The sequence below is a fragment of the Aquimarina macrocephali JAMB N27 genome (assembly GCF_000520995.1).
In the GTDB taxonomy this organism is placed as follows: Bacteria; Bacteroidota; Bacteroidia; order Flavobacteriales; family Flavobacteriaceae; genus Aquimarina; species Aquimarina macrocephali.
In genome coordinates, this window is record NZ_JACA01000042.1 from 120,638 (window position 1) to 133,131 (window position 12,494).

General features: G+C 32.9%; 11 protein-coding genes. 1 reads left to right on the forward strand and 10 read right to left on the reverse strand.

All coding sequences use genetic code 11. The annotated features are described in order from the left end of the window. Positions 1-6: 6 nt before the first annotated feature. From Z054_RS0120985 to Z054_RS0121015, 7 genes are all read right to left on the reverse strand, one after another. Complete coding sequence (locus Z054_RS0120985) at positions 7-255, reverse strand: phosphopantetheine-binding protein (protein ID WP_024771999.1); 249 nt, start codon at positions 253-255, stop codon at positions 7-9. A gap of 3 nt (positions 256-258) precedes the next feature. Then, a complete protein-coding gene (locus tag Z054_RS0120990) occupies positions 259-1,482 on the reverse strand; it encodes a beta-ketoacyl-[acyl-carrier-protein] synthase family protein (RefSeq protein ID WP_024772000.1) in 1,224 nt (407 codons plus the stop codon). Between the two features lie 15 nt (positions 1,483-1,497). Next, positions 1,498-2,229 carry a 3-oxoacyl-ACP reductase FabG gene (gene fabG / locus Z054_RS0120995; RefSeq protein ID WP_024772001.1) on the reverse strand — a complete coding sequence of 244 codons (732 nt, stop codon included), beginning with the start codon at positions 2,227-2,229 and terminating at the stop codon, positions 1,498-1,500. A gap of 75 nt (positions 2,230-2,304) precedes the next feature. Next, positions 2,305-3,432, reverse strand: a complete 1,128-nt coding sequence (locus Z054_RS0121000; RefSeq protein ID WP_024772002.1) for a WG repeat-containing protein — start codon at positions 3,430-3,432, stop codon at positions 2,305-2,307. Continuing rightward, on the reverse strand, positions 3,432-3,560 hold the full coding sequence (locus Z054_RS32605; protein ID WP_262482458.1) for a hypothetical protein: 129 nt from the start codon (positions 3,558-3,560) through the stop codon (positions 3,432-3,434). Before Z054_RS32605 ends, Z054_RS0121000 begins: the two co-directional genes overlap by 1 nt. A gap of 38 nt (positions 3,561-3,598) precedes the next feature. Beyond that, on the reverse strand, positions 3,599-4,729 hold the full coding sequence (locus Z054_RS0121010; protein ID WP_241461438.1) for a WG repeat-containing protein: 1,131 nt from the start codon (positions 4,727-4,729) through the stop codon (positions 3,599-3,601). Positions 4,730-4,734: 5 nt separating this feature from the next. Continuing rightward, positions 4,735-6,270, reverse strand: a complete 1,536-nt coding sequence (locus tag Z054_RS0121015; RefSeq protein ID WP_024772004.1) for an HAL/PAL/TAL family ammonia-lyase — start codon at positions 6,268-6,270, stop codon at positions 4,735-4,737. Positions 6,271-6,381: 111 nt separating this feature from the next. Here Z054_RS0121015 and Z054_RS0121020 point away from each other — a divergent pair, with 111 nt between their 5' ends. Then, positions 6,382-7,617, forward strand: a complete 1,236-nt coding sequence (locus Z054_RS0121020) for an NAD(P)/FAD-dependent oxidoreductase (protein WP_024772005.1) — start codon at positions 6,382-6,384, stop codon at positions 7,615-7,617. 28 nt (positions 7,618-7,645) lie between these two features. On the opposite strand, the gene Z054_RS0121025 is transcribed toward Z054_RS0121020, so the two are convergent. From Z054_RS0121025 to Z054_RS0121035, 3 genes are all read right to left on the reverse strand, one after another. Beyond that, positions 7,646-8,395 (reverse strand): LytR/AlgR family response regulator transcription factor, encoded by a 750-nt coding sequence (locus Z054_RS0121025; protein WP_035092955.1) that lies wholly within the window; start codon positions 8,393-8,395, stop codon positions 7,646-7,648. Between the two features lie 7 nt (positions 8,396-8,402). Further along, entirely contained in the window at positions 8,403-11,462 is a 3,060-nt protein-coding gene (locus Z054_RS0121030; protein ID WP_024772007.1) for a sensor histidine kinase, read from the reverse strand. Positions 11,463-11,619: 157 nt separating this feature from the next. Next, positions 11,620-12,195, reverse strand: a complete 576-nt coding sequence (locus Z054_RS0121035) for a hypothetical protein (protein ID WP_024772008.1) — start codon at positions 12,193-12,195, stop codon at positions 11,620-11,622. Between the last annotated feature and the right edge of the window lie 299 nt (positions 12,196-12,494).

Genomic DNA, 12,494 nt, shown 5'->3' on the forward strand with positions numbered 1-12,494 from the left:
ATATGTTTATAGCGATTTTATTTTATTTTCTATAAGGTCATAAAAATTTTGAAGTGTTACAACATTGATAAAATCTTCGCCTATTAATTTTACACCAAAATTGGATTCTACAGCTACTACAAGATCGACAAAATCTAAGCTATCTAGCTCAAGAGTTTCTTTTAAGTTTGCTTCTGGTGAAATATTTTCCCCTTCTACTTCAAACTCATCAATAAGAAAGTCGTTTATCTTTTCAATAATAACTTCTTTATCCATATTCTATTTATTAAATTTTTTTATTATTAACGCGGAATTTGTTCCCCCAAATCCAAAAGAATTAGACAAAAATACATCAATTTTTTTATCTAGGGTTTTATTAACCAAATTTAGTTTAGCAGCATCTTCATCTGGATGCTCCAAATTTATATTTGGTGCAATAAAAGAATGTTGCATCATGAGCATAGAATAGATCACTTCACTAGCTCCTGCCATCCAGCATTCATGGCCTGTCATAGATTTTGTAGAACTCACATGAGGTCCGTTTTCTCCAAAAACATTAAAGATAGCTTTTGCTTCATTAGCATCTCCAACAGGAGTTGAGGTTGCATGAGCATTTACATAATCTATGGCCGATGTTTGGATATTTGCTTGTTGGAGCGCTTTTTTCATAGCTCTGGATGGACCATCAACATTAGGAGTAGAAATATGTTCACCGTTTGAAGAAAATCCATATCCTATAATTTCTCCCAGAATTGTTGCTCCTCTTTTGATTGCAGATTCATAACTCTCTACAATAAGAGTAGCAGATCCACCACTGGGTACCAATCCATCTCGATTAGTATCAAATGGGCGAGAGGCTTTTTCTGGATGTTCTGTATTTGTAGAGAATACTCCTAAGCCATCAAAACTTCCCATGGCAAGCTGGTTTATTTCTTGAGCTCCTCCACAAACAATACAATCTTGTAATCCTGTTTTTATAAACTGATATGCCATTCCGATAGCATGGGACCCACTGGCACAAGCTGCGCTAATCGTAAAGTTGATCCCTCTAAGTTTAAAAATTGTAGAAAGATTCATAGTTACAGAAGAGTTCATCCCTCTAAAAATAGCTCCAGAACCTACTAATGTGGTGTCTTTTTTTTCTCTGATCTTTTCTACAGATTCAATAACCGACTGTGCGGTACTATCATTGCCATAAAGTATGCCCACCTCGTTTTGATCAAGGAAAGATTGATCTATATTTGCATTTTTTAAAGCTTCGAGTGTTGCTATATATGCATATGTTCCTTCTTGCCCTAAACTAATACGTTGTCTTCGGGAAAGTAATTTATTTAATTCTGGTTCTGCTACCATTCCTGTTAAACAAGAACGATATCCAAACTCTTTTCTTTTTTCATCAAAAACAATTCCAGATGTTCCGTTGTATAATGATGTTTTTACTTCTTCTAGGTTTTTACCAATACAAGAATATATACCCATTCCTGTGATTACAACTCTTCTCATATATTCTAAATTAATTTACGAGTAAATTCCACCATTTATATTAATCACTTCACCAGTAATGTATGAAGCTTTCTTGGAGGCTAAAAACGACACGATATGCGCTACTTCTTCAGCTTCTCCAAATCTATTGGCTGGAATTAATTTTTTAAGTTCTTTTTCGTCCAACTCATTGGTCATGTCAGTTTTAATAAACCCCGGAGCAACAGCATTTACTGTGATATTTCTTTTTGCTATTTCTTGTGCCAGAGCTTTAGTAGCACCAATTATAGCACCTTTGGCAGCAGAATAGTTAGTTTGCCCAGCTGTTCCTTTAACTCCAGATACAGAAGCAATATTTATGACTCTACCGTATCTGTTTCGTAGTAATTTTTGAATTAAATGATTTGTTACATTATAAAAACCATCAAGAGAAGTATTAATAACATTTTGCCAATCATTCTGGGTCATCCACATAAATAAGTTGTCCTTCGTGATTCCTGCATTATTTACGATGACTTCAATAATAGCATCTTTATTATTCTCTTGCCAGGTGTCTAACTTAGTTTTTACCTGATCAGCATCAACTACATTAAATTGAATAATTTCTGCAGTTCCGCCATTAGTTTCTATTTCTGTAAGAGTTTGCTTTGCAGCAGTTTCGTTACTATTGTAATTAATTAATATATGATAGTCGGTATCTTTAGCGAGTTGTATGCAAATTGCTTTTCCAATTCCTCTTGAGCCACCTGTTATTAAAGCACACTTCATTTATTTTAGATATCGTTTTTTGGGTAAGATGTAATAGTTATTTCAATCGATTAAGGATTAAGATTAATAGTTTTATTAATTAAATAACTCTAAGTTTTCAAACCACATGTTTTTAAGTATTTCTCCTTTAGTGTTTAGAAAACACCAAGATTTTTTTTGTTTAACTCTTGCTAAGCCATTTACAAACCCTTTTTGCGCATTTTTTTTGAAAATAGAAAAACCACCAGCTGTAATTTCATATTTCTCTTCTATGACAAGTTCTCCTTTTGTATTTATAAATCCCCAAAGTTTTTTAGATTTAACAGGTGCTAACCCATCTTTACTAAATATTTCTGCGTCTCTAAATTTAAAAGGAATTACAGTTTCGCCACTAGTATTAATATATCCCCATTTACCATCTTTAAGCACAGGTGCTAACCCGTTATTAAAAGCTCTTACCTTATCGTAGGTGGGTTCAACTATCCATTCTCCATTTTTATTGATAAAACCAATTTTATCATTTTTTTTAGCGTAAGTGTATTCTCCATTTACAGAGAAATCCCAGATTTTTTGAGCTCCTGATATTTCTTTAAACTCTCCGTTAATAATCAATCCATGTCTAAGACCTTGGGTAGCTACAATTGTGTTATGATATACATTACTAACGCCATCATATGTTGTTTTTACAAAATAACTACCAGAAGGATCTATTAATCCCCATTTTTCATCTTCTCTTACTTTGGCATATCCATTTTCAAAATTGAACGCTTTCGAAAATTTTGGAGTTACTGTAGTCTCTCCTTTTGTGTTGATAAAGCCTATTTTATCCCCTTTTCTTAGGATAGCAAAACCGTCTTTAAAATCATAAATTTTATCAGAATCAATATTGGTAAGAGTTTTCTCCCCTTTGGTGTTGATATAAAACCATTCTTTGTTTTTCAAAACAACTGCTATACCAGAATTGAAAGCTTTAACTTTATCGAAACCAGGCTCTATAGCCCATTCTCCCTTTCTATTTATAAATCCCCAAAGTTTACCTTTTCTTGCGGCAGCTAGATCTTCAGAAAAGTTTTTTGCAACGTCAAATGTTGCAGGTATTTTCCAATCACCTGATTTTGTAAGATAACCAAATTTACCTTCGAATTTTGCTAATGCTAGTTCTTGGGCAGATCCTGCCAGCAAACAAAAAGAAAATACAAAAATTAAAAAATGTTTAGTTTTCATCACGCTTCTATGGTTTCATTATTTATAATAAAATCTTTTACTTGATTCACATAGGGGTACATAACAACATCTTCTGTAAATATAGGAACTATATTTCGTATGGCATCATACATTTTTATTGGTGTCATTATGTTTATCTCTATTAGCAATAATTTCTTATCTATATTTATTTACTGAACAGTTCTGCATTAACATACCATCGATCTCCCAAAACGTCTCCTTTTTTATTAAGGAATCCCCATTTTTTTTTGTATTTAACTCTTACAGCACCATTAACAAATCCTTTAGCCAAAAAATCCTTTAATCTTTTAGCATTAATGAGTATGGTTGGGGCAAGATCATATTTAGCAGGTATTACAAGGTTTCCTTTAGTATCTATAAACCCCCATTTCCCTACTTGAACCTTAGCTAATCCGTTATTTCCAAAGAAACCCGCATTAAGATAAGTGAATGGTATTGGCTCTTCTCCTTTCTCATTCACATATCCCCATTTAAAACCATTATTTACTGGAGCAAATCCTTTATAAAATGGTTTGACAGTTCTATATTTTGGTTCTATAATCCATTCTCCTTTTGTGTTGATAAATCCGTATTTCCCTCCTTTTTTTGCAAAAGCTAAATCGGAATGATCATAAAAACTTCCAATTTCTTTGACTTTTGGTACAGGTATAAAAGAGTTATCAATTATAATTCCCCAACCGTTTTTCATTTTTGCAGAAACTCCTTTGGCACTATAATGTCCTAATACTTTATATTGTAAGGGGATAATTATTTCCCCTTTTTTATCAATCATTCCCCAATGTTTCCCGTTATTCACTCTGGCATACCCATTTACAAAAGTACGTATTATGTTATATTCGGGCTCTATAATCAATTTGCCGGCACTATCTAATAATCCTATTTTTTTGCCTTTTTGAAAAAACGCTACTCCGTCATCATTAAAGTCATAATATTTATCTGGAACGGGACAATCCAAAACTTCATTAGAGCTGTTAATATAACTCCATTCATTTTTTTGAAGAACCAATGCCCATCCAGAGTAAAAATCTTTTACTCTATCGTACTTTGGTTCTATAATCCATTCTCCTTTGGTATTTATAAATCCCCATTTCCCGTTTTTAAGAACTCCTGCATAACCATTATGAAAACTTCTAGCTTCTTTAAATTGAGGTTGAATCGTATATTCGCCCATGAGGTTAATATAACCCCATAATCTATTTTCTCTAACTAAAGCGAGCTCTTGACCGTATAGAAATATGGTTTGAATAAAAGCAAGAATGATTAAAAGTATTCTCATTTTCATTATGCTTCTTTGGCTTCATTATTTATAATAAAATCTTTTACTTGATTCACATAGGGGTACATAACAACATCTTCTGTAAAGATAGGAACTATATTTCGTATGGCATCATACATCTTTTTTGTATTCGTGGAAACCTGATCTTTCACCTCTAAATACTCTATTGCCTGAACAACGGTTATTAGTTCTATAGCAACAACTTCAAAAGCATTTTCTATAACTTTTTTTGTGATCAAGGCAGCATTTGTTCCCATGCTTACAATATCTTGATTGTCATTGTTGTTAGGGATACTATGCACATACATAGGATTTGATAGCATTTGGTTTTCTGCAGTAGTAGATGTCGCTGTAAATTGAACTCCTTGCATTCCAAAGTTTAAACCTAGTTTAGCAAGGTTTACAAAAGGAGGAAGTATGTCGTTTAATTTAGAGTTTAATAAGTAATTTAATTGACGTTCTGCCAGCATTGACAATTTGGTAACTACAATTTTTAATTTATCCATTTCTAAAGAAACATAATCCCCATGAAAATTACCTCCATGGTATACGTGTTTTTTCTTAACATCTATAATAGGATTGTCATTAGCAGAGTTAACTTCTTCTATTAGAATTTTTTCAATATTGTTTAAGGTGTCTAAGACCGGACCTAATATTTGAGGAACACAACGCAATGAATAATATTCTTGAACCTTCTCTTTAAATACAGTTACTTCAGTTTGATCGGTATATAAATACTCTTCTCTTTTTCTGATTAAAGAACTACTTTCTAAATGCTCTCGCATCTGTTTAGCAATTTGTTGTTGTCCAACATGTTTTTTTGCATGGTTTAATTCTTGTGATAAATGATCATCATATGCTTCTACAATTTCATTTATTGCACATGAAGCAGTAATCATCCAGTTTAATAACCTTCTTGTGTAAATAGTATTCACTAGTCCCACTCCAGTCATTACAGATGTTCCGTTCATTAAGCCAAGTCCTTCTCGTAAAGCAATCGTAATGGGACTGATATTTTCTTGTTCAAAAACTTCTTTAGTGTTTTTTTGTTCTCCTTCATGAAATACTTCTCCTTCGCCAATAAGAGTTAAGGCTAAATGTGCTAATTGAACCAAATCTCCACTAGCACCAACACCACCATGTTCATAAATAAGAGGAGTAATATCTTTATTGATCAAAGAAGTCATAACATCTATAACAGACTTATGAACACCAGAATATCCTAGGCACAGGGTGTTTAAACGCGCTAACATAGCTGCTTTTACATACATGGGAGGAATTGGATTTCCTGTTCCCGAAGCATGACTTCTTATTAAATTGTATTGTAGTTGATTTCTTTCTTTATCGTTTATTTTGTATTGCGCCATTGGCCCAAAACCAGTATTTACACCATAAATGATTTTATTTTCAGAAAATTCTTTTAAAAAATTAAAACTTTCTTCTACAGTTGCTAGAACACTTTCGTCTATTGCAATCGATTCTTCTTTAAATATAATGTCAAAAAAGTCCTGTATTTCTATTTTCCCTTTTAGTGTTAGCATCTATATTTTGCTCAAAATTTTAATGAATAATATTTTAATAACCAAAAATAAAACAGTTATTTTGGTTTGCAAATTTATAATAATTAAGGAATTAATAAGTACAATAGTGCTATGAATGATGAAAATATTGATGTTTTAGTAGTGGGAGCAGGACCTTCGGGATGTGTTGCAGCTTCTTATTTGCATAATAATGGTTATAATGTGAAAGTAGTTGAGAAGAGTCTTTTTCCAAGATTTGTGATCGGAGAAAGTCTTTTGCCAAGATGTATGGATCATTTTGAAGAAGTAGGACTGTTGGATTGTTTAAAAGCATGTGAGTTCGAAGTAAAATCAGGAGCACGATTTATTAAAGGATCACAAGTGTGTAATTTTGATTTTAGTAAGAAGCACACAGAAGGTTGGGATTGGACATGGCAGGTACCTCGTGCAGATTTTGATTCAGCCCTTACAAAAGAACTTATTAATAGAGGGGTAGATATCAGTTTTGAAGAAGAAGTTGTTGCGGTAGATTTTGAGGGAGAAATTTCAAAAACTACTGTAAAAGATAAAGAAGGGAAACATCGTGTTATTACTGCAAAATATGTTATAGATTCTAGCGGTTATGGAAGAGTGTTACCCAGACTTTTAGATTTAGAACAACCTTCAGAATTGCCAAAACACTCTTCGATTTTTACTCATGTTAAGGATATTAATAGACCCGAAGGGAATGAAGGAACACTGATCACATTTGATGTAATAGATACAGAAACCTGGTTATGGGTAATTCCTTTTTCTAATGGAGTTACTAGTATAGGATATGTAGGACCAACTGAATTTCTGGATTCATTTGAAGGTAATGCTACAGAAAGATTGACACAAATGTTACAACGTTCGGACTATTTTTATAAGCGTTTTGAAAACGTTGATTTTATGTTTGATCCTATATCAATTAAGAATTTTTCAAAATCTGTAAAACAATTATACGGGAAAGGATACGTGCTAACAGGAAATAGTGCAGAATTCTTAGATCCTGTGTTTTCTTCTGGAGTTACATTTGCTACCGAATCTGCATTATTAGCAGCAAAACTTGTTGCCAAAGAATTACAAAACAAACCGGTAGATTGGGAGCAAGAATACACGAAATATATCAAGAGCGGAGTTAATGTTTTTGCATCTTATGTAAAAGAATGGTATACGGGAAATCTTCAAAAATTATTTTTCCATCGACCAGAAAACCCACAAATCAAGAGGCAAATATGTGCAGTTTTAGCTGGTTATGTATGGGATGAAACAAATCCTTTTGTTACCAAACATAACAGATTGATTAAAACGGTTGCGCACATGATAGATATAGAAAACGAAGTTTAATGAGATAATTTTTAGATTCTATAGGTCTTTACCTATGTAAACGATCTAGGATTTCCATTACTTCTATTTTTTTTCGTACCGAAACGGGGATGTTTTCTCCGTTTTTTAGCATAAGATATCCTCCATCGGTTTTGATAAAAGCACTAATACATTGTAGATTAACCAAGTGACTTTGATGTACTCGTAGAAATTGATAATTCTTGAGCATGTCAGAAAAATATTTCAATGTTTTAGTTACAAAAATTTTCTGTCCGTCCTGAAGATAGAAAATAGTGTTATTACTATCAGATTCACAACGTATAATATCGTCCAGATTTACGATGATAATTTTATCAAGAGTATGAAGTGAGATTTTATCAGGTTTTTGTTCTGGTGCAGATAACGTGTCTTTTAGAATGTTAAGACGTTCTTTGTTAGGTTGGATCTGTTCTTTGGCACGGGCAATAGCTTGAGCTAGCTCTTCATTTGAATATGGTTTTAAGACATAATCAATAGCTGCAAATTTAAAAGCTCTGATGGCAAACTCATCACTGGCGGTAACAAAAATGATCTTTGATTTTAGCTCGGGAAATATTTCTAGTATATCAAATCCGGTACCATCACCTAACATAATATCTAAAAAGAGAATATCGGGTTGCGTGTTGCGTAATGATTTTGCTGCCTCAACTACACTTTGGGCAGTATCAACTACTTTTATTTCTGGATGATTCACTTTTAGATCACTTTTTAAAAGCTGAAGTGCATCTGGCATGTCTTCTACGATAATTGCTGTAAGCATAATTGTTTTAATAGTCGGTTTCTAATGGTATTTTAAATGTAATCTCGGTTCCTGCTACAGAATTACCGTTTAAGAGAATTTCTTTTATATGTAAAGAATCCTTTCCCGAAATTGATTCAAGCCGTTCTCGGGTCACTGTAAGTGCCATAGATTGATGATCTGTCTTAGTTTTGTTTTTTTGTGATTGAAAAATACCTTGCCCATTATCTAATATAGTGCAATGTAAAAAATCTTCAGTAGTATGAAATAGTACTTTTAATTCACCATCGCGACTACCTTTTAAGATGCCATGTCTAACAGCATTTTCTACAAAGGGTTGAATTAGCATTGGTGGAATTAGGATTTCTTCGGGATCAAAATCAGAATCTATAGAAATATCATAGATAAATGGTTTGCTACCCATTAATTGTTCTATCTCTATATAATGCTTTAAAGTTTGTATTTCCTGACCCAGAGTTATATGATCTTTTCTAGAATTATATAATGTTTCTCTTAACAAAGTAGCAAATGTATTTATCGTAGTATTCATACGATTAGGATTATTAGTTCCCATTGCTTTTATGCCATTAAGTGCATTAAATATAAAATGAGGATTCATTTGTAAACGTAGTGCTTTTTGTTCTAATGATAGTAAATGATTTTGCATTTGTAAGCGATTACGTTCTTCCTTATTTTTTCGTTTTACTCTTCTAATGTAAGATAAAGCATATCCTCCTAAAATTAGTACAATTATTGCTAAGACTGCTAATTGAAACCAGGCTTTTTCATAAATAGGACTATCAATAAAAAATTGAAACATAATAGGATCACTTTCTTCCCATCTGTAGTTTCTGGATTGCGCAGAGAAGTAATGAGGTCCATAAGCTAGTCCTGCAAGATTTTGTTTGTTATCTGATGACCAGGGGCTCCATTCAGAATTGTTTAGTCTCCAGCGATACTCTACATCATTAGGGTGATCAAGATCAATAGTTTTGTAACTAAACGATAATTCTGTTTGATTTGGTGTTAGTTTTAAAACATTGTTGCTATTTGCCCAGGCGCCTAATTGAATAGAATCTACACTACGATAGGCAACTTCTACATCTTCAAAATATAAACTGGGTTTAATTGTAGCTTTGGTAGTCCCTGTAGGTTGATATTTGGTTAGCCCGTATATTGCACCAAACCAGAGATTTCCCTCATTGTCTTTGGTGACAGCATTAAGGCAGGTTTCAATTCCTAAAAAACCATCATTTCTTCCAAAATGAAAAATATCTACAATATCATTTGATTGGTTTAATTCAATTCTGTCAACTCCTCGTTCACTTCCTGCCCATAGATTGTTTTTGTCATCAAATATCATTTGATAAATATTGTCTGAATAAGGTTTTTTTCTACCTTTTAATTTTTTGAAGGCGATATTTTCATCAAGATTAGACCACCAGATTCCTCTTCCTGCTGTCCCAAGGTATAGTATGTTTTTGTGAAAAAGTAACGAGCTAATTGCTGTCTTTTGGTTTAGAACATTGCCTAAGTGTGTAACTTTATTTCTCTCGATATATCCTAGATGCCCATTTTGAGTAGCATACCAGATTTTGCCGAGAGAATCTTTTTTCATGTCTCTAATTTGCACATCTTGAATACCATTCTTTCTGGTAAATTTCTTCAGAGATGTTATACGTTTCTTTTTTGGATCGTATATAAATTTTGAAATACCTGCCGAATAAGATGCGACCCAAATAGTTTTGTCTACAACTTCTACAGTTCTTATCCAGTCTGATAGCAAACCTTTATCGGTATCAATGATATGATTTTCGCTAACCGTTATTGCAATAGTGTCGGTTGTAATAATTGGATCCGAATTTAATTCTTTACCATCGATAGTATCTACAGCGATGCTATCAATTTGTTTAATCTCTTTAAACAGAATTCCTTTACCTTCGGTACCTGCCCAAATATTTCCAGAATTATCACTGGTTATGGTTTTAATCTTAACTTCAGATAAGCGTTCTTCCTGTGGGATATGATGAATTCCCAGAGAATCGATCTGTACCAGCCCTACTTCAGAATTAGATGCCCATATACTATTTTTTGTGTTATGAACAGCATATACGCGATTACCTTTTAATCCTGTATTTTGATCATAGTGCGTGAAATTATTCTGAAAATATTTATAAAACCCTCCTCCTGATGTGGCGATCCAAATATTAGATTGACGATCTAAGATGCTTTTTCTGGTGTGAGAGACAGACAACCCATTTTTTCGATTGATTTTCTTTTTTTCGGTATACTTTTCGAAATCGAGGATTGTGATACCATCATTATCAGTAGCAAACCATAATTCGTTATTGTTATGTACAGAAATATCTGTTACTCGTACGGGCTTTTGAATCCAGCGATTACCATAGGTTTTTGCATTAGTATTTAAAACCAGAATCCCTTGGTTGAAAGCAGCAGCAAATATCTTATTATTATGAAATATGGCAGCGGTAAAATCATATGCGCTATGCCTTTCTATAATGTTTGTTTCCTGTTTTATATTATTTAATTTCCAGAGTCCTTTATTGGTAGCTACCCAATATAGTTTGCCGTCAAAAACGATGTCATTAATTATGCTAGTGTTAATCTTGGAATTAAGATTAATTTTAATTAAACCTAGGTTCTTACGATATTGATAAATACCAATATTAGTGGCCAGATATGTTTTGTTGGCTATCTGGCATATTTTGTTAATCCGAGGACCTTCTAGGTTAGTGAATTTATTCTTAACCTTAATACTTAATCCGTTTTTAGTACCAATAAAAAGGCTGTCATTTACAAAAGCAAGTGAATGAATGTAATTAGACTGTAATCCATCATTTTCGTTCCAGACCTTAAACTCTTCTCCATTAAACCTGGAGAGCCCACCTCCTTGAGTACCTAGCCATAAGTAGCCTATTTTATCTTGTGCGATATCATAAACTTGTGATTGAGGCAATCCATCCTCTAATGTATATGCTCTAAGTTGATTATTTTGTGCTGATAATGAACCGATAATACTTAATATCAGGAATGAAACAAGATAGATGGTTTTATAGTTTAAGTTCACAAGAGGTTTGTCTGGTTGGTAACAAATATAATCAAACTGAATTTCGGTCCGGGTTATAATCAAAAAAAAACCGACACCACCTGTTAGGGTGGGTCGGTATAATAAACAAAAGTTTCCCCCTTTTTGTTTATTAGATTGAGATTACTGTTAGGATTAATTAGTACCCAGTGATAGCAGTTGTCTTTGAATCCTCAAAAACGCCATCGTTCCAGGTAAAACTTTGTTTTAAGTTTACATATTTAGTATTAGTTGTTGCTCCTTGATAAAATGTTTGTGTTTGTAATATATTACCTTCTATACCGTATTCCTGATTTGGAAATATGTACTGAAAATCGGAGTCAGAATTTTCGCAATACACATTGTTAAGTTCAGGCAAGGCTACAATAGTGTTATCTTCTTTTAGCATGTAATAATAGGACTCTACATGAGCACAACATGCTAAGTATTCAACTTCCATCTTAATCACCTTAGAGACCCCTTCTAGTCCAGGGTTCTCTAAGGCGGTTATAAAGATATCCTCAAAAAGCTCTGTGTCTTCAATAGTAAGAGTCGATATTTTATCTGAATTTTCTTCTCCCGAACGAACCAGGTTTATAACATATGAGGGGTGTTTTTCTCCTCGGTCCATAATTTCGGTAGTAACCAAAAACTCTTGTGTATCGGCAAAAACTTTTTGTGCATGGATACCTTGAAAACTTTGAAACAGAATAATGATTATGGCAACATTTTTCATAACAGCTTATTTTGAGGTTGGCTATTTGATATAAAAGTAGTTCCTTATCTTATTCTTTAGGATATGCTTTTAGTATTCGTAATGATTCAACTAGAATTCGTTTTTAGCAAAAAAAACATCTTTTTGTGGTTTTATATTCTAGTGCTTTAAAAGATAGGGGGTAAGGGCTTATTGATAATCTGTATAGCAAATCATGTAATGAATTTATTTTTTTAGGTTATATAGTTTTTTACTGCTTTTGATTTATGCCTGTTCACCGAAAAATCAAGGCTCTAGTTTATATTTGCGTTGATATTAGT